Source organism: Burkholderia sp. WAC0059 (assembly GCF_002870125.1).
Classification (GTDB): Bacteria; Pseudomonadota; Gammaproteobacteria; order Burkholderiales; family Burkholderiaceae; genus Paraburkholderia.
The window spans coordinates 76,666-98,323 of record NZ_PNEO01000001.1 but is presented as its reverse complement, the minus strand read 5'-3'; the positions used below and the strand labels follow the sequence as shown (position 1 = coordinate 98,323).

Genomic DNA, 21,658 nt, shown 5'->3' with positions numbered 1-21,658 from the left:
CTTTACTCCACAACGAACCGCATCCCATGAAACTGTTTCGCACCCTTCTCGCCGGCGCGGCGGTGTGCCTCGCGTTCGGCGCGAGTGCCGCCCACGCCCAGGACCTGAACTTCGGCATCATCTCGACCGATTCGTCGGCCGTGCTCGCGCAGCGCTGGCAACCGTTCGTGGACGACATGTCCCGCGAAACGGGCATGCACGTCCACGCGTTCTTCGCCACCGACTACGCGGGCATCATCGAGGCGATGCGCTTCAACAAGGTGCAGATCGCCTACTTCGGCAACGCCTCGGCCATGGAGGCGGTCGACCGCTCGGACGGCGAAGTGTTCGCGCGGGTGCTCTACGCGAACGGCGATGCGGGCTACAAGTCCGTGCTGATCACCAACGTGAACAGCCGCTTCAAGACGCTCGACGACGTGTTCAAGGACACGAAGGACGTGACGCTCGGCTACGGCGATCCGAACTCGACGTCCGGCACGCTGATCCCCGGCTACTACCTGTTCGCGAAGCACGGCCTCACCGACCTCGACTCGTCGTTCAAGTCGGTACTGCCGTCGAGCCATGAAGCCAACCTGCTCGCGGTCGTCAACGACAAGGTCGACATCGCGACGAACAACACCATCGAGCTCCAGACGCTGCAACAGGCGCATCCGGATCGCTTCGCCCAGGTGCGCGTGCTGTGGACCTCGCCGCTGATTCCGTCCGACCCGCTCGTGTGGCGCAAGGACCTGCCCGAATCGGCGAAGGCCGCGCTGCGCAAGTTCTTCTACCATTACGCCAAGACCGATCCGCGCGAGAAGCAGGTGATGATGAACATCACCGGCTACGCGGGTTTCGCGCCCTCGTCCGACGCTCAGTTGAACCCGATCCGCCAGATCGCGCTGTTCCAGCAGAAGGTCGCGATCCAGGACAACACGCGCATCTCCGCCAACGATCGCAAAACCCAGGTGGCGGCGATCGACGCGAAGATCGACGCGCTTCAAGCCGAGCCGAAGCCATGAGCACGGCCAACCCCGGTACGCCCCGCGCCATTCAGTCCGGCGATGCCGGTGTTGGCGACGCAAGCCGTCCGGGCGGCGCGCTGAACGCCGCCCAGACGGACACGACCGGCGCGCGGCCGGCCTTGTCCGCCAATCCCGGCGTCCGTTTCCCGCAGACGGCGGCGCAGATCGGACCGCCATCCGCCACCGGTCCGGTCAAAGGACCCGTCGACCAGGAGGCCCACCGCAAGCGGAGCTGGGCGTCGATGCTCGGCTGGGCCATCGTGTTCGTGGTGCTCGGCGCGTCGTGGCACGGCGCGGACATGCGCCCGCTCGACCTGTTTTCCGACGCGTCGAACATGAGCGAGTTCGCCAGCTCGTTCTTCCCGCCCGATTTCACCGACTGGCCCACCTACGTCCAGGAAATGCTCGTGACGCTCGCCGTCGCGGTGTGGGGCACCGCGCTCGCCATCGTCTGCGCGGTGCCGTTCGGGCTCATGTCCGCGCACAATCTCGCGCCCGCGTGGGTGCTGCACCCGGTTCGGCGCCTGATGGACGCATGCCGCGCCATCAACGAGATGGTGTTCGCCATGCTGTTCATCGTCGCGGTCGGGCTCGGTCCGTTCGCCGGCGTGCTCGCGCTGTGGGTCCATACCACGGGCGTGCTCGCGAAGCTCTTCGCGGAGGCCGTCGAGGCCATCGACCCGCGCCCCGCGGAAGGCGTGCGCGCCACGGGCGCGACGCCGCTCGACGAGATCGTCTATGGCGTGCTGCCGCAAGTCATGCCGCTGTGGATTTCGTACACGCTGTACCGCTTCGAATCGAACGTGCGCTCGGCGATGGTGGTCGGCATGGTCGGCGCGGGCGGCATCGGCGTCGTGATATACGAGGAAATCCGCTCGTTCGACTATGCGCAAACCGCCGCGGTGATGGTGATGGTGATCGCCGTCGTCACGGCGATCGACGTGATCTCCGCCTGGCTGCGCAAACGCGTTACCTGACGAACGCGCCCGTAATCGGACAATAGAAAAGGCGCGGCATGACTCGGTCGTGCCGCGCCTTTTCTCTTCATGCCTTACGCGGGTTATACGCGCTCGATCGCGATGGCAATGCCCTGCCCGACGCCGATGCACATCGTGCACAGCGCATAACGTCCCTTCGTGCGTTGCAGTTGATACGTCGCCGTCGTCACGAGGCGCGCGCCGCTCATGCCCAGCGGATGCCCGAGCGCGATCGCGCCGCCGTTCGGGTTGACGCGCTCGTCGTCGTCCGCAACGCCGAGCAGCCGCAGCACGGCCAATCCCTGCGAAGCGAAAGCCTCGTTCAGCTCGATCACGTCGAACTGGTCGATGGTCATGTTCAGGCGCGCCAGCAACTTTTGCGTGGCCGGCGCCGGACCGATGCCCATGACCCGCGGCGCGACGCCCGCCGTCGCGATGCCGAGCACGCGCGCGCGCGGCGTCAGGCCGAAACGCTTCGCGCTTTCGGCATTGGCCAGCAGCAGCGCGGCCGCGCCGTCGTTGACGCCGGACGCGTTGCCCGCCGTGACGGTGCCGTCGGGCCGCACGACGCCCTTGAGCTTTGCCAGCGCTTCCAGGCTGGTTTCGCGCGGATGCTCGTCTTTCGACACGACGATCGGATCGCCCTTTTTCTGCGCGACCGTGACGGATACGATTTCCTGCCCGAGCGTGCCGTCGCGCTGCGCGCGAGCGGCTTTCTGCTGGCTGCGCAACGCAAAAGCGTCCTGATCGGCGCGGCTTACGCCATATTCGGCGGCGACGTTCTCGCCGGTCTCCGGCATCGAATCGACGCCGTATTGCTGCTTCAGCAGCGGATTGACGAAACGCCAGCCGATGGTCGTGTCGTAGATCGCCGCATCGCGCGCGAACGGCGTCGCGGCCTTGCCCATCACGAACGGCGCGCGACTCATGCTTTCGACGCCGCCCGCAATCATCAGCGCCGCTTCCCCAGCCTTGATCGCCCGGGCGGCAATGCCGATGGCGTCCATGCCGGAGCCGCACAGCCGGTTGACCGTCGCGCCCGGCACGGCCTGGGGCAACCCCGCGAGCAACAACGACATGCGCGCGACGTTGCGGTTATCCTCCCCGGCCTGATTCGCGCAACCGTAGATCACGTCGTCGACCGCCTCCCAGTCCACTTCCTTGTTGCGCGCCATCAGCGCCTTGAGCGGCACGGCACCGAGATCGTCGGCACGGACCTGCGCGAGCGCTCCGGCATAACGGCCAATTGGGGTGCGAATTGCATCGCACAGATAGGCTTCCGCCATGTATATCTCCGGTTCGGCTGACTGTCCCGGCAAGCAACGGGCACGGCGCTCGCGCTCGAGTCGACTACAGTCAACCATGGCCCATAAAGTTCTAAATACGAACTCATGGGCGTATATCGAACTTTTCGCCGATCATAGGTGGCCTATGCGATGGGTGTCAAGTGAGCGGACCGGGACCACGGACGGGGATAGAAGAAGAGACGCGAAAAAGCCACATGGACCGGAGTCCATGTGGCTTTGCGAATGAATCGGGACGTTACGTTACTCCGTCCGGGCGCGCTGGAATCCATCATCGGATTCCAGCGCGGACAACGCGTCTAGCGCGACATCATGTTCATGCTGACGTTGTGCATGACCCAGATCGTGCCGAAGATCAGGAACAACACGGCCAGCAGCGTGTAGCAGAGTGCCGCGACGTTCCAGCCCTGCCCGGGCGATATGTTCAGATGCAGAAAGAACACGAGATGCGCGACGATCTGAACAAACGCGAGTATGGCGAGAACGGCCAGCATACTGCCGTGCGGCAGCGCGCCGTGCATCACGATGCCGAATGCGCCGGCCGTCAGCAGTATCGACAGGACAAACCCGGTGACATAGCTCCCCAGGCTACCGTGCCCTTCCTGCACATGATGGGGTTGCGATTGAGCCATTTAGATCACGCTCCCGAGATAGACAAAAGTAAAGACGCAAATCCAGACGACGTCGAGGAAGTGCCAGAACAGGCTCAGGCACGTCAGCCGCCGGACTTCCTGCTCGGTCAACTCCGGCTGCCGGATTACCTGCACGATCAGCACCGCCATCCAGATCAGACCGACGCTCACGTGCAGCCCGTGCGTGCTGACCAGCGTGAAGAACGACGACAGGAACGCGCTGCGATCCGGACCGGCCCCCTCCGCGATCAGACGGGAGAACTCGGTCACTTCGAGCAACAGGAACAACGCGCCGAGCACGAACGTCACGACAAGCCAGCCCAGGACGGCACCGGACTTACGCCGATGCGCCCCGAGCATCGCGAAACCGTAGGTGATGCTCGAGAGCAGCAGCACGCCGGTTTCGAGCGCGACGTCCTGGATGTCGAACAGATCCTTGCCGGTCGGCCCGCCCGCGTACTGATGCGACATCACTGCGAACACGGCGAACAACGACGCAAACAGCAGGCAGTCGGTCATCAGGTACAGCCAGAACCCGAAGACCGAGTAGGACGGTGGATGGCCGTGATCCGCCTCGGCCAGAGATGCGGTTTGGGTGTGCTGTAACATCAGTTGGCCTCCAGCGCGGCAAGCGCGCGGCTACGCTTTTCTTCGATTTCCTGGACCTCGGCCGCGGGAATGTAATAACCGTCGTTTCGGCCGAAGCTGCGGCCGATGATGGTGGCGGCAATGGCCACCAGCGCCACGACGGCGAGCCACGTGATGTGCCAGATGCCGGCGAACCCGAAAACCAGCGAGAACATGCCGATAAGAAACCCGGCACTCGTGTTCGACGGCATGTGGATGTCGCTGTAGGTCGCCGCCATGCCGAGGCCCTGGCCGGTTTCCTTCATGTGAGCGAACGCGTCGAGTTCCTGCACCTGCGGAATGACCGCGAAGTTATAGGCGGGCGGCGGCGACGACGTCGACCATTCCAGCGTGCGGCCACCCCACGGATCGCCCGTGACGTCGCGATATTCCGGCTTGTTGCGGTTGACGATGCTGACCCAGACCTGGGCGACCTGGTGCGCGACGCCGATCGCGATCAATACGACGCCCACGGCCGCCACCACGAACAGCGGATGCCATGCCGGATTGTCGTAATGGTTCAGACGGCGCGTCGCGCCCATGAAGCCGAGCACGTAGAGCGGCACGAACGCGACGTAGAAGCCGATGAACCAGCACCAGAACGCGCCTTTTCCGAGCTTGTCGTGAAGCTTGAAACCGAACACCTTCGGGAACCAGTAGCTGAACCCGGCAAGGTAGCCGAACACCACGCCGCCGATGATCGCGTTATGGAAGTGCGCAACGAGGAACAAACTGTTGTGGAGCACGAAGTCGGCGCCCGGAATCGCCATCATCACGCCCGTCATGCCGCCGATCGTGAACGTCACCATGAAGCCGATCGTCCACAGCACGGGGGCCGTGAATTCGATCCGGCCTCGATACATCGTGAAGAGCCAGTTGAAGATTTTCACGCCGGTCGGGATCGCGATGATCATCGTCATAATCCCGAAGAACGCGTTGACGTCCGCGCCCGAACCCATCGTGAAGAAGTGGTGCGCCCACACGAGGAACGCGAGCACCATGATCGCGCAGGTCGCATACACCATCGTCCGGTAGCCGAACAGCGGCTTCTTCGAGAACGTCGCCATGACCTCCGAATAGATGCCGAACGCGGGCAGGACGAGGATGTACACCTCGGGGTGGCCCCAGGCCCAGATCAGGTTCAGATAGAGCATGGCGTTGCCGCCGCCGTCGTTCGTGAAGAAGTGCATGCCGAGGTAACGGTCGAGGCCGAGCAGCGCGAGCGCGATCGTCAGGATCGGGAACGTCGCCATGATCAGCACGTTCGAGCACAACGCGGTCCACGTGAACACGGGCATCTTCATGAGATTCATGCCCGGGGCGCGCATCTTCACGATGGTCACGAAGAAGTTGATGGCCGTGATGAGCGTGCCGACGCCCGAGAGCTCGAGGCTCCAGATGTAATAGTCGACCCCGACGCCCGGACTGAACTGCAGCTCGGAAAGCGGCGGATAGGCGAGCCAGCCGACCTGCGCGAACTCGCCGATCACGAGCGACAGGTTGACCAGAATCGCGCTGATCGCGGTCATCCAGAACGACAGCGAGTTCAGGAACGGAAACGCCACGTCGCGCGCGCCGATCTGCAGCGGCACGACGAGGTTGAACAGGCCGATCATCAGCGCCATGGCCATGAAGAAGATCATGATGACGCCGTGGGCCGTGAAGATCTGGTCATAGTGGTGCGGCGGCAGATAGCCTGGACTATCGAAAGCGATGGCCTGCTGGACGCGCATCATGACGGCGTCGATGAAGCCGCGCAGCAGCATCAGCACGGCGACGACGATGTACATGACGCCGATCCGCTTGTGATCGACGCTGGTGAGCCATTCGCTCCATAGCCACTTCCACCGGCCGAGCACCGTCAGCGCGACCACGACGGCCAGCACCAGCAGGACCATGAAGGCGGCCGCGCCCATGATGATGGGCTGATCGAACGGGATCGCCTCTAATGTCAATTTACCGAACATGCGTTACCCCTTTGTACCGCAGGCGGCGTCCTGAAAATCGAGGACGTGGCCGTTGTTGTACTTCGCGATAATGTTGTGGAACAACCGCGGATCGACCGACGAGAAGTACTGCGCAGGGTTCTTCTCGCTCGGCTTCGCGACCTCCCCGTACTCGTCCATGCCGAGATGGCTCCCGGACGCCCGGACCTTCGCGACCCAGGCGTTGAATTCGTCGGGACTCGTGGCGAGCGTGCGGAACTTCATGTCCGCGAAGCCCCTGCCGCTGAAATTCGAAGAAATGCCGGCGTAGTCGCCCGCGTGGTCGGCAATGAGATGCAGGCGCGTCTGCATGCCCGCCATCGCGTACACCTGGGTACCGAGCTGCGGGATGAAGAACGAGTTCATCACCGAGTCCGACGTGATGTGGAAGTTGACCGGCGTGCCGACCGGCATGGCGAGCTGGTTCACCGTCGCGATGCCGAGGTCCGGGTAGATGAAGAGCCACTTCCAGTCGAGCGCCACCACGTCGACGTCGATCGGCTTGACGTTCGATTCGAGCGGCCGGTACGGGTCCAGCTCGTGCGTCGTCTTCCAGGTCAGGATGCCGAGGAACAGGATGATCAGCGCGGGAATGGTCCAGACGACGACTTCGATCGCCGTGGAATGCGACCATTTCGGCGCGTAAGTGGCGCGGGTGTTGCCGGCCCGGTAGCGCCACGCGAACAGCAGCGTGAGCACGATGACCGGGATCACGACGATCAGCATCGCCACGGTTGCGGTGACGATCAATGACTTCTCGGCCACCCCGACGCTTCCCTGCGGGTCGAGGACGGCAAGATCGCACCCCGAAAGGGAGGCCACCAGAACTAACCCCAGAGGGATTAACAACCTTTTGAAGGTTTTTCTATCTATCATGTTTGCCCGATTCCTTTGAACTACCATGGACACCCCAAAGGCATTTGCATTCCAATAAAGGCCATGCAAAATACGCCTGTATCGTTTGCCGGGCAATTTTACGAGATGGGCAAAGGGCTAAATTTGATCTTTGCCAAATAATCCAAAGCGGATTGTGGGTTGCACGATAAATGAGCAGACGGCGCGAAGTAGATGACGGCGACCTTGCGCGCGATACGCGGGCGCGACAAAAAGCCCTCTGGACAAGGGCTCAAACGATTCCTCCACCAAGACTAAAGCCGCGACGCATTGCTGAGCGAGAGATATATTCGTCTGCTACGTCATTGCCGCCGGGCGAATCAGGCGAGTTTGAATATTTTACAAACCCGGCAGATCATTTAATAAAATATTCTTATTTATTTCATTATTATTACAGTCGTTCAAAAAAGCAACAAACCCATCAAAATAACCCCCTTAATGTCAAATCATTTCAATTAAAATAATTTGACGTAAATCAAATCACAATCCAATAAAAACACGCGCCGTCATCCCGAACCGGGCCGCCGCTCTCCGGGCCGCCGGTTGGCGAAACCAGGCGCTTGCGCTATCTTCACGGCTTCCCGAAGCGGCCAGGCCGCACCGTTACTCCGCCCCATGCCCATGAGCCCCGTTCCCAGCGCATCGCCCGGCGGTCCCGCCGGGCAGGCCGGTCCGCCCGAGAAGCCGGGCGATTCGTATGTGCAATCGTTCGCGCGCGGCCTCTCCGTCATCCGCGCCTTCAACGCCGAGCACCCCGAACAGACGCTCACCGACGTCGCCGCCGCCACCGGACTCACGCGGGCCGGCGCCCGCCGCATCCTGCTCACGCTGCAGACGCTCGGCTACGTCGAGTCCGAGGGACGCCTGTTCCGCCTCACGCCGAAAATTCTCGATCTCGGCTTCGCCTATCTCACGTCGATGCCGTTCTGGAATCTCGCCGAACCGATCATGGAAGACCTGTCGGCGCAGGTGCACGAAAGCTGCTCGGCCGCCGTGCTCGACCGGACCGAGATCGTCTACGTCCTGCGCGTGCCGACTCACAAGATCATGACGATCAACCTGTCGATCGGCAGCCGGCTGCCGGCCTACTGCACGTCGATGGGGCGCGTCCTGCTCTCCGCGCTCGACAACGCGGCGCTCGGCACCGCGCTCGATCTCGTGCCGCTGCACGCGCATACGCCGCGCACGGTCACCGACCGCGACGAACTCAAGCGGATCATCGAACAGGTACGCGCCCAGGGCTGGGCCATCGTCGATCAGGAGCTGGAGGACGGGCTCATTTCGATCTCGGCGCCGATCCGCAATCGCCAGGGCCGCATCATCGCGGCCATGAACATCAGCGGCAACGCGCAACGCACGTCCGCGAAGCAGATGGTCAAGACGTTTCTCAATCCGCTGCAGCAGGCGGCGCAACGCGTCTCGAGTCTCGTCTCGCAGCGCACGTAGGAAGTAGGGGGCGACGGGAAAAGCGCGCCCGCCGGAAGCGGCGGGCGCGTCGGACATCAGGCGGCCACGGGTCCGCCCTGCACGCGCGAGAGCACGTCGATGAAGTGCTGGCCGGCGTCGTCGAGCCGGCCCGAATTGTCGATGGCCTCGAACCTCACGCCTTCGGGCAACGAAAACGGCGCGCGGCGCGCGAGACGCGCGGCGACCTGCTCTTCGGTTTCGCGCCCGCGCGCGGCCAGCCGCGCGGCCAGCACGTGCGGCGCGGCATCGATGTGCACGACCGTCATGCGCGGATAGCGCGCGAGCGCGCTGTCGACGTAGGCACGCGAACCGTTGACGACCACCGCGCAACCGAGCACCAGCCACTGGTCGATCTCGATCCCGACGCCGTAGCGCAGCTCGTGGCTGCGCCACTCGAGCGCGAAGAAACCGTGTCGCGAGCGCGCGTCGAATTCGGCGGCATTCAGCGCGATATGGTTTTCGCCCGCGCCTTCCTCGCGCGTGATGTACCGATGCGCGAACACCACGCCGCTGCCGGCGATCCGGCCGCGCGCGAAGCCGAGCAGCGAATCCTTGCCGGCGCCCGAGGGCCCCATGACGTATATCAGCCGCTCGCTCATACGTGCTGCTCCCGTCGCTCGCCGAGCGTCACGCGTTTCCACAGCACGAACGGCTCGCCCCGCGCCGGCTCGACGAAGAGCGCCACGCTCTCGACCGGCAGCGCGCCTTCCGGCTGCCTGCGCGTCGCCCATTCGTCGCGCAGCAGATCGCGCTCGCGCGCGTCGTCGAGCGGGCCCGACAGCGTCATGTGAAAACGGAACTCGTCGAACACGTACGGATAACCCCATTCGGCAAGCAGCGCGCGTTGCCGTTCGGTCAGCGGAGTGTCGAGCCGGCGCGCGAGATCGGCTTCGGAAAGCGCCGCGCGCAACGGCCCGAGCATGCGCAGCGCGTCGGACGCAAGCTCGCGCAAGGCGGCGGTGCCCGTCTCGTCGGCCGGCCGCAGCGCGACGAACCGGCCCAGCGTCGCCGCCTCGACGTTCACCGGAAAAGGCGCACGCGCGGCCGCCCAGCGCCGGGTCACCTCGAGCAGATCGTCGGGCGAAACGCCCGACGCCAGATGAAACGGCGCCACGAGCGTGCCGTGCCAGCCGTAACGCCACGGCTCGCGCGTCAGCTCCGCCAGCGGACGCGCGAGGCCCGCCGGCTGCGGCGACTCGAGCGTCTCGCCGCTTTCCGCGTCGCGGCCGAGCCAGACGCAGCCGGCGCGCCACCAGGCGGATCCGCGCGACGGCGCGAAGTAAAGCGCGAAGCGCGACGACGCACTCCACGCGGAAGCGGGCGTCTCCCGCTTTTCTGCCGCGGCTGCGTTCATACGTCGTGCTCCACCATCAGTTGCACGCGATCGGCCGCGAAATGCGTGACGCCGTATTTGATCGGCACGCCGTCGAGATCGACGTCGACGTTCTCGACCCAGAGCACCGGCTGCTGCCGGTTGATGTTGAGCCGCCGCGCCACTTCGGGCTCGGGCAGCACGCTGCCGATACGGCTCCATTTGCGCAGGTAGTCGTGCACGCCGAACTCGGCCAGCGCCTTGGTCGTGCCGTCGACGCGCTCCAGCACGGCCGGCAGATCGGCGAAACGCCCGGCCGGATACCAGCTACGCGCGTAGGTGAGCGGCACGCCGTCGGACTCGTGCAGCGTCTCGATCCGGTAGACGAGTACGCCCGCGCGCAGCCCGAGCGCCTTCGCCACGCCGGGATCGGCCTTCGCGCGCGATGCCGAGAGCATCTTGCCGGCCGCCGTGTGCTGCTGGCGCTGCAGATTTTCCGTGAAGCGCGTACGGCGGCCGATCGTGTAATCGATCGCGCCCGGCTGCACGAAAGTGCCGCGCCCCTGCTCGACGCTCACGAGCCCGAGCGCCGCCAGTCCGAGCATGGCGCGGCGCACCGTGTGCCGGTTGACGTCAAAGCGTTTTGCCAGTTCTCCTTCGCTCGGCAGGCGACCGTCCTCGCCGAAACCGTTCGCGGTGATTTCCGCGGCGAGGATCTGTTCGATCTGCCGCCACACCGCCACGCCCGCACCCCGCTCGACCTCGATACTGCGCGGGGCCTCGTCATTCGATGTCATGGTGCTGTCATTCCCCAGGAGTCCAATTGCAGTCTCTGCATTGTAGTGCGCGGGGCGTGATGGAAATATGAAATATATCCGTCATCGTTCCGCGGGTTGATTATATCTATAAACGTCTAGACGTTTAGATGAATAGATGCTCAAATAGCGATAATCCGTACCCCCGTTCTTCTCCCCTGCTTCCGACCCGAGGAATCCCGATGAACGCATCGTCCGCCCCGCCCTCCTCCGCCGCCCGGCGCGCATGGATGGCGGTTCTTGCGCGCACGCCGCGCGCCGAACTCGAGACCGCGCTCGCCGACGCGCTGGACGGCGAAAGCGCGCCGCCGTTCGACTGGCTCAGACCCCCGCAGACCGGACTCGCGATGGTGCGAGGGCGCGTCGGCGGCACCGGCGACGCCTTCAATCTCGGCGAAACCACGGTCACGCGCGCCACGCTGCGGCTGCGCGGCGAAAACCTGTCCGGCGCGACCGGCGTGGTCGGCGTGGCCTGCCACCTGGGCCGCGACAAACGCCGCGTCGAGCTGGCGGCGCTCGCCGACGCGCTGCTACAACTGCCCGAGCGCCACGCGCGTCTGTACGAGCGGCTCGTCGCGCCGCTCGCCGGGCGCATCGAGGCACGACGCACGCAGCAGCGCAACGACACCGCCGGCACGCGGGTCGAATTCTTCACGATGGTCCGGGGCGACGCATGAACGAACACCACTCCTCGCGAATCGATCTGGCCGCGCTCGCGCCCGGATTCGCCGAACCCGTGCGCGACACCCAGACGGTGTTCCGCACGCTGCTCGACGCGCTCGCGCGGCCCGGCAAGGTCTGCGCGATCGAAGCGCCGCTGCCCGCCGCGCCGGCCGGCGCGAAGGCGCCGCGCGCGGGCCTCGCCGCCTTCGCGTCGCTGCTTGCGCTCTGCGACTACGCCACGCCGGTCTGGCTCGCCGGAAGCGACGACGCGCTCGCGGCGGCCGTGCGCTTTCACACCGGCGCGCCGATTGCCGGCCACGCCCGCGACGCCTCGTTCGCCTACGTCCACGACGCGTCCGCGCTGCCGCCGCTCGACCAGTTCGCCTGCGGCACGCCCGAAGCGCCCGAGCACTCGGCGACGGTGTTCGTGCGCGTCGACGCACTGGAAGGCGGCGCGCCGCTCGCGCTGCGCGGCCCCGGCATCGAGCACGTTCAAACCATCGCGCCGGCCGGCCTGCCCGGGCGGTTCTGGCGGGAGCGCGCCGCGCTCGCGCCGCTCTTTCCGTGCGGCGTCGATTTCTACCTTGTCTGCGGCGAGCGCCTGATCGGCCTGCCGCGCACCACGCACGTGGAGGTGAACTGATGTACGTCGCTGTCAAAGGAGGCGAGCGCGCCATCGAAGCATCGTGGCGCCAGCTCGACAAGGCGCGCCGCGGCGATCCGCAGGTGCCCGAACTGAGCGTGACGCAGATTCGCGAGCAACTCCGGCTTGCGGTCGCGCGCGTGATGACCGAAGGCTCGGTCTACGACGAGGAGCTGGCCGCGCTCGCCATCAAGCAGGCCGCGGGCGACCTCGTGGAAGCGATCTTCCTGTTGCGCGCCTACCGCACGACGCTGCCGCGCTTCGGCTACACGCTGCCCGTCGACACGGGCGACATGCTGATCGGCCGGCGCATCTCCGCCACGTTCAAGGACGTGCCCGGCGGCCAGGTGCTCGGCGCGACCTACGACTATACGCAGCGTCTGCTCGACTTCACGCTGCTCGCCGAAGGCGGCGAACGGAGCGGCGAGAGCAAGGCCAACGCTCCGGCGCCCGAACCGCAGCACGAAGAATCGATGCCGCGCGTGGTCGCGCTGCTCGACCAGGAAGGCCTCATCGAGCAGGAAACGCCCTCGCCCGACGCGCCCGAACCCGGCGACCTCTCGCGCGAACCGCTCGCGTTCCCGGCCGACCGCGCCACGCGCCTGCAGAATCTCGCGCGCGGCGACGAAGGCTTCCTGCTCGCGATGGGCTACGCAACACAGCGCGGCTACGCGCACTCGCACCCGTTCGCCGGCGAGATCCGCTTCGGTTCGGTCGCCGTCGAAATGGAGCTCGACGAGCTGGGCGAAGCGGTCGAGATCGGCGACATCGAGCTGACCGAGTGCCAGATGGTGAACCAGTTCGCGGGCAGCAAGGCGGCGCCGCCGGCATTCACGCAGGGCTACGGCCTCGCCTTCGGCCACAGCGAGCGCAAGGCCATGGCCATGGCGCTCGTGGACCGCGCGCTGCGCGCCGAAGAGCTCGGCGAGTCGCTCTCGTCGCCCACCCAGGACATCGAGTTCATGCTGTCCCACAGCGACAACGTCGAGGCCTCCGGCTTCGTCCAGCATCTGAAGCTGCCGCATTACGTGGACTTCCAGTCCGAACTCGAACTCGTGCGCCGGCTGCGCGCGCAGCACGGCGCCGCGCAGGAAGCCGACGACGACCACAGGGAGCAGGCCGCATGAGCGCCACCGACAACACCGCCCTCGCCACCGCCAGGCAGCCCGACGCACGACCGGCCGGCGCGACCGCCCAGCCCACCACCGAGGGCTACAACTTCGCCTACCTCGACGAGCAGACCAAGCGGATGATCCGTCGCGCGCTGCTCAAGGCCGTCGCCATTCCCGGCTACCAGGTGCCGTTCGCCTCGCGCGAAATGCCGCTGCCCTACGGCTGGGGCACGGGCGGCATCCAGGTCACGGCCGCGATCATCGGCGAGCGCGACACGCTCAAGGTGATCGACCAGGGCTCCGACGACACGACCAACGCCGTCAACATCCGCCGCTTCTTCGCGCGCACGGCCGGCGTCGCCACGACGCGGCACACGCGCGAGGCGACGATCGTCCAGACCCGCCACCGCATTCCGGAAACGCCGCTCACCGAGCAGCAGATTCTCGTCTACCAGGTGCCGCAGCCCGAGCCGCTCTACAAGCTCGAACCGCGCCGCACCGAGTGCGAAAAGCTGCACGCGCTGGCCGACTACGGGCTCATCAGCGTGAAGCTCTACGAGGACATCGTCCGGCACGGCAGCATCGCGACCACCTACGACTATCCGGTCATGGTCAACGGCCGCTACCTCACGTCGCCCTCGCCGATCCCGAAGTTCGACAACCCGAAGCTGCACATGAACGCGGCGCTGCAACTGTTCGGCGCGGGCCGCGAGCGGCGCATCTACGCGATCCCGCCGTACACGCCGGTGAAGAGCCTCGACTTCGACGACCATCCGTTCGAAACGCAGCGCTGGGAGCACGCGTGCGCGCTGTGCGGCTCGCGCGAAAGCTTCCTCGACGAGATGATCGTCGACGACGCCGGCAAGCGCATGTTCGTCTGCTCGGACAGCGACTATTGCCACGAGCGCCGCGAAGAGCAGGAGACAGCGGCCACGCCCCACCACGGAGAACCGGCATGACGCCCCTGCTGAGCGCCCGCAATCTGACCAAACTCTACGGCGGCCGCAACGGCTGCCGCGACATCAGCTTCGACCTCTATCCGGGCGAGGTGCTGTGCATCGTCGGCGAATCCGGCTCCGGCAAGACCACGCTGCTCAACGCGCTCGCGCTGCGCCTCGACGCCGACCGCGGCGTGCTGCACTACACGGACGCGAACGGCGAAACGCTCGATCTGCGCGCGCTGTCCGAGCCGCGCCGCCGGCAGCTCATGCGCACCGAGTGGGGCTTCGTCCAGCAAAACCCGCGCGACGGCCTGCGCACGGGCGTCTCGGCCGGCGCGAACATCGGCGAGCCGCTGATGGCCGTCGGCGCGCGCCACTACGGCCGGATTCGCGAGACGGCGACGCAATGGATGGAGCGCGTGGAACTCGACGCGACGCGCATCGACGACCTGCCGTCCGCGTTTTCGGGCGGCATGCAGCAGCGGCTGCAGATCGCGCGTAATCTCGTGACGAGCCCGCGCCTCGTGTTCATGGACGAGCCGACGGCCGGCCTCGACGTTTCGGTGCAGGCGCGCCTGCTCGATCTGCTGCGCACGCTCACCTCGACGCTGCATCTGTCGGTGCTCATCGTCACGCACGACATCGGCGTCGCGCGCCTGCTCGCGCACCGGCTCATGGTGATGCAGGGCGGCACCGTGGTCGAGTCCGGTCTCACCGACCAGGTGCTCGACGACCCGCAGCATCCATACACGCAGACGCTGGTGGCCTCGGTGCTGCCGGTTTAGGACGACGACCATCATGACCACCCTCATCGCAACCGATTCCCCCGCCGGCGCGACGCGCGCGTTCGTCGAGCGGCCCGCGCTGATGCTGCGCGCCACCGGCGTGCGCAAGACCTTCACGCTGCACGGCCAGGGCGGCATCGGCATCGAAGCGCTGGCCGGCGTCTCGCTCGACGTCGAGCGCGGCGAATGCATCGTGCTCGTCGGCCCCTCGGGCGCCGGCAAGAGCACGCTGCTGCGCTGCCTCTACGGCAACTATCTCGCGAGCGGCGGCTCCATCGCGATCCGCGACGACGACGCGCCGCTCCAGCATCTGGAAATCACCCGCGCCGCGCCGCACGACGTGCTGCGCCTGCGCCGCAACGTGGTCGGCTACGTCAGCCAGTTCCTGCGCGTGATCCCGCGCGTGCCCGCGCTCGACATCGTCGCCGCGCCGCTCGTCGCGCACGGCACGGACGAAGGCGAGGCGCGCGAGCGCGCTGCGGCGCTGCTCGCGCGGCTGAACGTGCCGAAGCGGCTCTGGCCGCTCGCGCCGGCGACCTTCTCGGGCGGCGAGCAGCAACGCGTGAACATCGCGCGCGGCCTGATCGCGCAGCACCGGGTGCTGCTGCTCGACGAGCCGACGGCCTCGCTCGACGCGGAGAACCGCGAAGTGGTCGCGAGCCTCATCGTCGAGGCGCGCGAGCGCGGCGCAGCCATCGTCGGCGTATTCCACGACGAAGACACGCGCGAGCGCGTCGCCACCCGGCGGCTGGCCCTGAGCGCGCCGCGCGCCGAAACCCCCGTTGCCGAACCTGTCTGACACGGAGAGACCCACACATGTTGATCAAGAACGCTCGCATCGTGACGCGAGACGAAGTTTTCACCGGAACGATGCGCGTCGAGAACGGTGCGATCGCCGAAGTCTCCCAGGGCACGACCTCCGCGCGCGAGGCCGAGGACTGGAACGGCGACTATCTGCTGCCCGGCCTCATCGAGCTGCACACCGACAACCTCGAAAAGCACCTCGCGCCGCGCCCCGGCGTGCACTGGAACACCGACGCCGCGTTCGCGATTCACGACGCGCAGATCGCGGCGGCCGGCATCACGACCGTGTTCGACGCGCTCGCCATCGGCACGCGCCTGTCGGTCGGCGTGCGCGGACGCGACGTGCAGACGCGCTGCGCCGAGTCGCTCGCGCGCTTCTCGCAACGGGGCCTGCTGCGTGCCGACCACTTCCTGCACCTGCGCTGCGAGATCGCGACGCAAGACGTCGTCGAACTGTTCGATCTGCTGAGCGTGCATCCGCTCATGCGCCTCGCCTCGGTGATGGATCACACGCCCGGACAGCGCCAGTGGCACGACCGCGAACAGTGGCGCCGCTATCAGGAGCGGCACGGCAAGTGGACCGACGAACATGCCGAAGCGCTCCTCGTCGAGCTGGCCGAGGAGCAGCAGCGCTACGCCGACAAGCACCGGCGCGAGATCGTGGAGCGGTGCACGAAGCGCGGCATCCCGGTGGCGAGCCACGACGACACGCTCGTCGAGCACGTCGAGCAGGCGGCGGCCGAAGGCGTCGCGCTCGCCGAATTCCCGACTACGCGCGTCGCCGCGCAGGCGGCACGGGACCACGGCATCGCGACGATCATGGGCGCGCCCAACATCGTGCGCGGCGGTTCGCACTCGGGCAACGTCTCCGCGCTGGAGCTCGCGCAGGCCGGGCTGCTCGACATCCTCTCGTCGGACTACGTGCCCTCGAGCCTGCTCACGGCCGCGTTCGAACTCGTGCACAAGGCCGAATGGACGCTGCCGCGCGCGCTCGCCACGGTATCGGCGGAGCCGGCCCGCAAGTCGGGGCTGACCGACCGCGGCGCGATCGAACCGGGCCTGCGCGCGGACTTCGTGCGGGTCACGATGCTCGACACGCTGCCCGTGCCGCGCGCCACCTATCGCGAAGGCCAGCGCGTCGTCTGAGCGGCCGCGCGCGCAAGGCCCGACAATCTGCCGACAGCGTTTATTCAAAGAGCATTCGCGCCCTGTCTGGCGAGGCCTGCCGTCCCCGGCGGCAGGCCCTTCCCGCTGTAGCGAGATCGCGACAGCGGAACCGTTTTCCCTCCCCTCCCGACCCGCGTCCACGCGGGGCGATCGCCCGAAACGTCCGATCCACGGCCATCCGGCAGGAACGGATCGCGCTGCCATGTCGGCGTGCCGCAACAGCCTTCCCCGCGCCATCCGGTATTACACTTGTCACACAATCGTTTTGACCTGGTAAGCTTGGGTCACGCCGTTTCCGGCCCGCCCGGCCAAACCCGACGGATTCCTGACGCAAAAACGCAGGACCATGCCGCGCGGCGGCACCCCCACACGCGGGGCCATTCGAACCACTCCGAGGAGTTACAGATAGTGAAGAAACTGCTTGCCACCCTGTCGATCGCCCTGCTTGCCGTATCGGCAGGCACCGCCCACGCGAAGGACTGGACCACCATCCGCTTCGGCGTCGACGCCAGTTACCCGCCCTTCGAATCGAAGGCGCCCGACGGCAAGCTGGTCGGCTTCGACATCGACCTCGGCAACGCGATCTGCGCACGCCTGAAGGCGAAGTGCGTCTGGGTCGAGAACGACTTCGACGGCATGATCCCGGCGCTGAAGGCGCGCAAGTTCGACGGCGTGCTCTCCTCGATGACCATCACGCCGCAACGCGAAGAGCAGATCGCCTTCTCGTCCAAGCTCTTCGACACGCCGACGCGCCTCGTCACGAAGAAGGGCTCGCCGCTGCAGCCGACGGCCGACTCGCTGAAGGGCAAGTCGGTCGGCGTCGAGCAGGGCACGATCCAGGAAACCTACGCGAAGGCCAACTGGGCGCCCAAGGGCGTGAACGTCGTCTCGTACCAGAACCAGGATCAGGTCTACGCCGACCTGCTCTCGGGGCGCCTCGACGCCACGCTGCAAGACGAAGTGCAGGCCAGCATCGGCTTCCTGAAGACCCCGCGCGGCGCGGGCTACCAGTTCGCCGGCGCGGAAATTCCGTCGGGCGCGGCCGCCATCGGTCTGCGCAAGGAAGATACCGACCTGCGGACCCAGATCGACCAGGCCATCGCCGGCATCATCAAGGACGGCACCTACAAGAAGCTCGAGGCGAAGTACTTCGATTTCGACGTGTACGGTAGCTGATGCCGCGTCGCGCGGGCGGTCCTCCGCCCGCGCCGTTCTCGCCGCTTCAGGCCGGACGGGCTCCGCAGCGCGGGGCCTGTTCCGTTTGGGTGCAGGCCGGCGGCCATGCGTCCCGGCGGCGCTTCCTGCCGGGCGGCGGCTTCTGGTACTCTGCGCCCTTTCCCTGTCGACACTGAAGAAAGAATCAATGGAACTCCCGTTCAACGAAGGCGGCGTCTCGGTCACGCGCAACGCGCTGTCCGTCGCCGGCCAGGTGCTCGCGCTGCGCGACATCGCCGACCTGCGCGTCGTCACGGTCAAGCGCAACCGCGCGGTGCCCGTTGTGCTCGGGCTGATCGGCATCGCCGGCGCGATCGCGAGCGCCGTGTACGGCTCGGCGGCCGGGCTCGTCTGCGGCGCGATGCTCGTCGTGGTCGGCATCCTGTCGTGGTACACCCAGGACGTCACGCACCGGCTCGTGGTCGTGTCCGGCGGCGAGCCGCGCGAGGTGCTGTCGAGCCTCGACCGTGCGTTTGCCGGGCGCGTCGAAACCGCGCTGCGCAACGCGATGGAAAGCAGAAACGCAGCGGCCGCGCCGGGCGGCGAACGCGCCCAGCCCTGATCCGGGAAAAACCCGCCGCCATACCCGCGGGTTTCGCCCCGCCCGCTCAGCCCAACTCGACGGGCTTCACGCGCCAGATGTCGCGCGCATACTCGGCAATCGCACGATCCGACGAAAACTGGCCCATGCCGGCGACGTTTTCGATCGCGCTCGCGGTCCACGCCCCGACATCGACGAAGCGCCGGTCCACCGCCTCCTGCTCGCGCGCGAACGCCGCGAAATCGGCGAGCACCATGTAGTGATCGCCCCAGTCCACGAGCGTGTGGAAGATGTCCGAGAAACGCCCCGCATCGCCGGACGAAAAGAAGCCGGTACGAATCTGGTCGAGCGCCGTGCGCAGCTCGGCATTCTCCTCGTAGATCTGGCGCGGCCGGTAGCCCGTCGCGCGCAGCGCGTCCACTTCGTCGGCCGTGTGACCGAAGATGAAGATGTGCTCCGGCCCGACCGCGTCCCGAATCTCGATGTTCGCGCCGTCGAGCGTGCCGATCGTAAGCGCGCCGTTCAGCGCGAGCTTCATGTTGCCCGTCCCCGACGCTTCCGTGCCCGCGAGCGAGATCTGCTCGGAAAGATCGGCGGCCGGAATCAGCAGCTCGGCCACGCTCACGCCGTAGTTGGGAATGAACAGCACCTTGAGCCGGTCGCCCACGACCGGATCGCGATTGACCGTCGCGGCCACGTCGTTGACGAGCCGGATGATCGTCTTGGCGATCCGGTACGCGGAGGCCGCCTTGCCGGCGAACAGCACGACGCGCGGCACCCAGTCTCGCCCGGGCTCGGCGCGAATGCGGTTATAGCGGACGATGACGTGCAGCACGTTCAGCAGCTGCCGCTTGTATTCGTGGATGCGCTTGACCTGCATGTCGAACAGCGCGTCCGGATTCAGCTCGACGCCCGCGCGCCGCGCGAGGTGCTGCGCGAGACGCGCCTTGTTGCTGCGCTTCGCCTCGCGAAACGCGGTCTCGAACGCGCTGTCGCCGCGCAGCGTGCGCAGCGCCGCCAGCTCGAACAGATCGGTGCGCCAGCGCGGGCCGATGCTTTCGTCGACGAGGCGCGCGAGCGGCGGGCTCGCCTGCGCGAGCCAGCGGCGCGGCGTGATGCCGTTGGTCACGTTGGTAAAACGCTCGGGATAGAGGCGCGCGAAGTCCGCGAAAATGTCCTTCGTCATTAGCTGCGAATGCAGCTTCGAGACGCCGTTCACCTTGCGGCTCGCGACGATGGCGAGATAGGCCATGCGCACGCGGCGCGGGCCGTACTCGTCGACGAGCGAGATGCGGCGGATCAGGTCGAGATCGTGCGCGCCCTTCACGCCCGCCTCGTGCAGGAACGACGCGTTGATGTCGAAGATGATCTCGAGGTGACGGGGCAGAAGCCGCGCCAATAGTTCGACATCCCACGTTTCGAGCGACTCGGGCATCAGCGTGTGGTTCGTGTACGAGAACACCTGCTGCACCTGTTCGCGCGCCTCGTCCCACGGCACGCGGTGCACGTCGACGAGCAGGCGAATCAGTTCGGGAACCGCCAGCACCGGGTGCGTGTCATTCAGATGCACGGCCACTTTCTCGGCGAAGCGGCCGAACGTGCTGTGCGTGCGCAGATAGCGGCGAATCAGGTCCTGCATCGTCGCCGACACGAAGAAATACTCCTGGCGCAGCCGCAACTCGCGGCCCGCCATCGTCGAATCGTCGGGATAGAGCAGGCGCGAGACGTTCTCGGACACGTTGCGCGCCCCGACCGCGCGCTGATAGTCGCCCTGGTTGAACGCCGAGAGATCGAGCTCCTCGGGCGCGCGCGCCGACCACAGCCGCAGCGTGTTGGTCGCCGTCGTCGCAAAACCGGGGATGACCGTGTCGTAGGCCATCGCGTTGACGTGCTGCGTGTCGATCCACTCGATGCGGCCGTCGCGCTGCACCGTGCGGCCGCCGAAGTGGACGGGATACTGGATCTCGGGACGCGGAAACTCCCACGGATTGCCCGAACGCAGCCAGTAATCGGGCGTCTCCACCTGCTCGCCGTCGACGATCTGCTGGCGAAACATGCCGTACTCGTAGCGGATGCCGTAGCCGTAGCCCGGCACGCCGAGCGTCGCCATCGAGTCGAGAAAACAGGCAGCGAGCCGGCCGAGCCCACCGTTGCCGAGCGCCGCGTCGGGCTCGAGCTCGATCAGCGCTTCCATGTCGACGCCCACGCCCGCGAGCGCCTCCTTCATCGGATCGTAAATGCCGAGCGCGAGCAGCGCGTTGGTAAACGTCCGGCCGATCAGGAATTCCATCGAGAGGTAGTAGACGCGCTTGACGTCCTGCTCGTACTGGCGCCGCGTGGTCGCCATCCAGCGCGCGACGAGCCGGTCGCGCACCGCGAGCGCCGCGGCATGCAGCCAGTCCTGCGGACGCGCGGCCACGGCGTCCTTGCCCACGCCGTAGACAAGACGGTTGGAAAGGGAGCGGCGCAACGCGCCGACGCTGTTGTCGAGCTGATCGAACTCGAGGTCCACGGCTGTCATCGAAACCTCCGGGAAAAGCGGCGCAATCGCGCAGGTATTCCAGGCAGCGCGTCCGGTACGGAGGTGCCGCATGGCCACGGGTCAGCTTGCAGAGTAGGACATTTTCCCGGCCGGCGGCCGTGAAGCCGACCGGCGAAGGCGACTCGGCCGGGCGAGGCGTTATCCGGGTCCGGTGCTTGCTCGCAAATCATCCCCCGGTCGATCTGCCAGGCTGGCGGGAAGGATTGCCGGGGCCCGGGCCGGCCTTCG

The 21,658-nt window shown here is 66.6% G+C and carries 22 protein-coding genes; 13 read left to right on the top strand and 9 right to left on the bottom strand.

Annotated features, from left to right (window positions below; all coding sequences use genetic code 11):
• Positions 1-26: 26 nt before the first annotated feature.
• Positions 27-1,001, top strand: coding sequence for a phosphonate ABC transporter substrate-binding protein (gene phnD / locus CY652_RS00460; protein ID WP_102128716.1), 975 nt, complete (start codon positions 27-29; stop codon positions 999-1,001).
• A gap of 167 nt (positions 1,002-1,168) precedes the next feature.
• The gene (phnE, locus tag CY652_RS00455) at positions 1,169-1,981 is read left to right on the top strand and encodes a phosphonate ABC transporter, permease protein PhnE (RefSeq protein WP_258002155.1); all 813 of its coding nucleotides are present in this window, start codon (positions 1,169-1,171) and stop codon (positions 1,979-1,981) included.
• 83 nt (positions 1,982-2,064) lie between these two features.
• On the opposite strand, the gene pcaF is transcribed toward phnE, so the two are convergent.
• The 5 genes from pcaF to cyoA form a co-directional block, all read right to left on the bottom strand.
• Positions 2,065-3,267, bottom strand: a complete 1,203-nt coding sequence (gene pcaF, locus CY652_RS00450) for a 3-oxoadipyl-CoA thiolase (RefSeq protein WP_102128715.1) — start codon at positions 3,265-3,267, stop codon at positions 2,065-2,067.
• A 317-nt stretch (positions 3,268-3,584) separates the two neighbouring features.
• Complete coding sequence (gene cyoD / locus CY652_RS00445) at positions 3,585-3,917, bottom strand: cytochrome o ubiquinol oxidase subunit IV (RefSeq protein ID WP_102128714.1); 333 nt, start codon at positions 3,915-3,917, stop codon at positions 3,585-3,587.
• Entirely contained in the window at positions 3,918-4,526 is a 609-nt protein-coding gene (gene cyoC, locus CY652_RS00440; protein WP_102128713.1) for a cytochrome o ubiquinol oxidase subunit III, read from the bottom strand.
• On the bottom strand, positions 4,526-6,511 hold the full coding sequence (gene cyoB / locus CY652_RS00435; protein WP_102128712.1) for a cytochrome o ubiquinol oxidase subunit I: 1,986 nt from the start codon (positions 6,509-6,511) through the stop codon (positions 4,526-4,528). The genes cyoC and cyoB overlap by 1 nt, the downstream gene beginning before the upstream one ends.
• A 3-nt stretch (positions 6,512-6,514) precedes the next feature.
• Positions 6,515-7,405: a ubiquinol oxidase subunit II gene (gene cyoA, locus CY652_RS00430; protein ID WP_102128711.1), complete on the bottom strand. Its 891-nt coding sequence runs from the start codon at positions 7,403-7,405 to the stop codon at positions 6,515-6,517.
• Positions 7,406-7,575: 170 nt separating this feature from the next.
• Between cyoA and CY652_RS23705 the strand changes: the two genes are divergently transcribed.
• Together CY652_RS23705 and CY652_RS00425 are read left to right on the top strand one after the other, a co-directional pair.
• Positions 7,576-7,887: a hypothetical protein gene (locus tag CY652_RS23705; RefSeq protein ID WP_146009990.1), complete on the top strand. Its 312-nt coding sequence runs from the start codon at positions 7,576-7,578 to the stop codon at positions 7,885-7,887.
• A gap of 157 nt (positions 7,888-8,044) precedes the next feature.
• Positions 8,045-8,869, top strand: a complete 825-nt coding sequence (locus CY652_RS00425; protein WP_102128994.1) for an IclR family transcriptional regulator — start codon at positions 8,045-8,047, stop codon at positions 8,867-8,869.
• 56 nt (positions 8,870-8,925) lie between these two features.
• Here the strand turns inward: CY652_RS00425 and phnN are convergent, their stop codons facing one another.
• The 3 genes from phnN to phnF are packed head-to-tail and all read right to left on the bottom strand — an operon-like array spanning position 8,926 to position 10,999.
• Complete coding sequence (gene phnN, locus CY652_RS00420; protein ID WP_102128710.1) at positions 8,926-9,489, bottom strand: phosphonate metabolism protein/1,5-bisphosphokinase (PRPP-forming) PhnN; 564 nt, start codon at positions 9,487-9,489, stop codon at positions 8,926-8,928.
• Positions 9,486-10,244: a DUF1045 domain-containing protein gene (locus CY652_RS00415; RefSeq protein WP_102128709.1), complete on the bottom strand. Its 759-nt coding sequence runs from the start codon at positions 10,242-10,244 to the stop codon at positions 9,486-9,488. Before CY652_RS00415 ends, phnN begins: the two co-directional genes overlap by 4 nt.
• Positions 10,241-10,999 (bottom strand): phosphonate metabolism transcriptional regulator PhnF, encoded by a 759-nt coding sequence (gene phnF / locus CY652_RS00410; RefSeq protein ID WP_102128708.1) that lies wholly within the window; start codon positions 10,997-10,999, stop codon positions 10,241-10,243. The genes CY652_RS00415 and phnF overlap by 4 nt, the downstream gene beginning before the upstream one ends.
• Before the next feature lie 200 nt (positions 11,000-11,199).
• Between phnF and phnG the strand changes: the two genes are divergently transcribed.
• The 9 genes from phnG to CY652_RS00365 all read left to right on the top strand — a co-directional run bounded on the left by phnG (position 11,200) and on the right by CY652_RS00365 (position 18,909).
• Entirely contained in the window at positions 11,200-11,694 is a 495-nt protein-coding gene (gene phnG, locus CY652_RS00405; RefSeq protein ID WP_102128707.1) for a phosphonate C-P lyase system protein PhnG, read from the top strand.
• A complete protein-coding gene (phnH, locus tag CY652_RS00400) occupies positions 11,691-12,323 on the top strand; it encodes a phosphonate C-P lyase system protein PhnH (protein ID WP_102128706.1) in 633 nt (210 codons plus the stop codon). The genes phnG and phnH overlap by 4 nt, the downstream gene beginning before the upstream one ends.
• Positions 12,323-13,450 carry a carbon-phosphorus lyase complex subunit PhnI gene (locus tag CY652_RS00395; RefSeq protein ID WP_102128705.1) on the top strand — a complete coding sequence of 376 codons (1,128 nt, stop codon included), beginning with the start codon at positions 12,323-12,325 and terminating at the stop codon, positions 13,448-13,450. Before phnH ends, CY652_RS00395 begins: the two co-directional genes overlap by 1 nt.
• A complete protein-coding gene (locus tag CY652_RS00390; RefSeq protein WP_102128704.1) occupies positions 13,447-14,394 on the top strand; it encodes an alpha-D-ribose 1-methylphosphonate 5-phosphate C-P-lyase PhnJ in 948 nt (315 codons plus the stop codon). Before CY652_RS00395 ends, CY652_RS00390 begins: the two co-directional genes overlap by 4 nt.
• On the top strand, positions 14,391-15,161 hold the full coding sequence (phnK, locus tag CY652_RS00385) for a phosphonate C-P lyase system protein PhnK (RefSeq protein ID WP_102128703.1): 771 nt from the start codon (positions 14,391-14,393) through the stop codon (positions 15,159-15,161). Before CY652_RS00390 ends, phnK begins: the two co-directional genes overlap by 4 nt.
• Positions 15,162-15,174: 13 nt before the next feature.
• Complete coding sequence (gene phnL, locus CY652_RS00380) at positions 15,175-15,960, top strand: phosphonate C-P lyase system protein PhnL (protein WP_102128702.1); 786 nt, start codon at positions 15,175-15,177, stop codon at positions 15,958-15,960.
• A gap of 17 nt (positions 15,961-15,977) precedes the next feature.
• Entirely contained in the window at positions 15,978-17,111 is a 1,134-nt protein-coding gene (locus CY652_RS00375) for an alpha-D-ribose 1-methylphosphonate 5-triphosphate diphosphatase (RefSeq protein WP_102128701.1), read from the top strand.
• Positions 17,112-17,540: 429 nt separating this feature from the next.
• The gene (locus CY652_RS00370; protein WP_102128700.1) at positions 17,541-18,308 is read left to right on the top strand and encodes an ABC transporter substrate-binding protein; all 768 of its coding nucleotides are present in this window, start codon (positions 17,541-17,543) and stop codon (positions 18,306-18,308) included.
• Between the two features lie 187 nt (positions 18,309-18,495).
• Positions 18,496-18,909: a DUF6232 family protein gene (locus CY652_RS00365; protein WP_102128699.1), complete on the top strand. Its 414-nt coding sequence runs from the start codon at positions 18,496-18,498 to the stop codon at positions 18,907-18,909.
• A 46-nt stretch (positions 18,910-18,955) separates the two neighbouring features.
• On the opposite strand, the gene CY652_RS00360 is transcribed toward CY652_RS00365, so the two are convergent.
• The gene (locus tag CY652_RS00360) at positions 18,956-21,409 is read right to left on the bottom strand and encodes a glycogen/starch/alpha-glucan phosphorylase (protein ID WP_102128698.1); all 2,454 of its coding nucleotides are present in this window, start codon (positions 21,407-21,409) and stop codon (positions 18,956-18,958) included.
• Between the last annotated feature and the right edge of the window lie 249 nt (positions 21,410-21,658).

Bases quoted from the DNA above. Each gene is read 5' to 3' on its own strand.
- phnD (WP_102128716.1), top strand. From the start codon at position 27: ATGAAACTGTTTCGCACCCTTCTCGCCGGCGCGGCGGTGTGCCTCGCG.
- pcaF (WP_102128715.1), bottom strand. From the start codon at position 3,267: ATGGCGGAAGCCTATCTGTGCGATGCAATTCGCACCCCAATTGGCCGT.
- cyoD (WP_102128714.1), bottom strand. From the start codon at position 3,917: ATGGCTCAATCGCAACCCCATCATGTGCAGGAAGGGCACGGTAGCCTG.
- cyoC (WP_102128713.1), bottom strand. From the start codon at position 4,526: ATGTTACAGCACACCCAAACCGCATCTCTGGCCGAGGCGGATCACGGC.
- cyoB (WP_102128712.1), bottom strand. From the start codon at position 6,511: ATGTTCGGTAAATTGACATTAGAGGCGATCCCGTTCGATCAGCCCATC.
- cyoA (WP_102128711.1), bottom strand. From the start codon at position 7,405: ATGATAGATAGAAAAACCTTCAAAAGGTTGTTAATCCCTCTGGGGTTA.
- CY652_RS23705 (WP_146009990.1), top strand. From the start codon at position 7,576: ATGAGCAGACGGCGCGAAGTAGATGACGGCGACCTTGCGCGCGATACG.
- CY652_RS00425 (WP_102128994.1), top strand. From the start codon at position 8,045: ATGAGCCCCGTTCCCAGCGCATCGCCCGGCGGTCCCGCCGGGCAGGCC.
- phnN (WP_102128710.1), bottom strand. From the start codon at position 9,489: ATGAGCGAGCGGCTGATATACGTCATGGGGCCCTCGGGCGCCGGCAAG.
- CY652_RS00415 (WP_102128709.1), bottom strand. From the start codon at position 10,244: ATGAACGCAGCCGCGGCAGAAAAGCGGGAGACGCCCGCTTCCGCGTGG.
- phnF (WP_102128708.1), bottom strand. From the start codon at position 10,999: ATGACATCGAATGACGAGGCCCCGCGCAGTATCGAGGTCGAGCGGGGT.
- phnG (WP_102128707.1), top strand. From the start codon at position 11,200: ATGAACGCATCGTCCGCCCCGCCCTCCTCCGCCGCCCGGCGCGCATGG.
- phnH (WP_102128706.1), top strand. From the start codon at position 11,691: ATGAACGAACACCACTCCTCGCGAATCGATCTGGCCGCGCTCGCGCCC.
- CY652_RS00395 (WP_102128705.1), top strand. From the start codon at position 12,323: ATGTACGTCGCTGTCAAAGGAGGCGAGCGCGCCATCGAAGCATCGTGG.
- CY652_RS00390 (WP_102128704.1), top strand. From the start codon at position 13,447: ATGAGCGCCACCGACAACACCGCCCTCGCCACCGCCAGGCAGCCCGAC.
- phnK (WP_102128703.1), top strand. From the start codon at position 14,391: ATGACGCCCCTGCTGAGCGCCCGCAATCTGACCAAACTCTACGGCGGC.
- phnL (WP_102128702.1), top strand. From the start codon at position 15,175: ATGACCACCCTCATCGCAACCGATTCCCCCGCCGGCGCGACGCGCGCG.
- CY652_RS00375 (WP_102128701.1), top strand. From the start codon at position 15,978: ATGTTGATCAAGAACGCTCGCATCGTGACGCGAGACGAAGTTTTCACC.
- CY652_RS00365 (WP_102128699.1), top strand. From the start codon at position 18,496: ATGGAACTCCCGTTCAACGAAGGCGGCGTCTCGGTCACGCGCAACGCG.
- CY652_RS00360 (WP_102128698.1), bottom strand. From the start codon at position 21,409: ATGACAGCCGTGGACCTCGAGTTCGATCAGCTCGACAACAGCGTCGGC.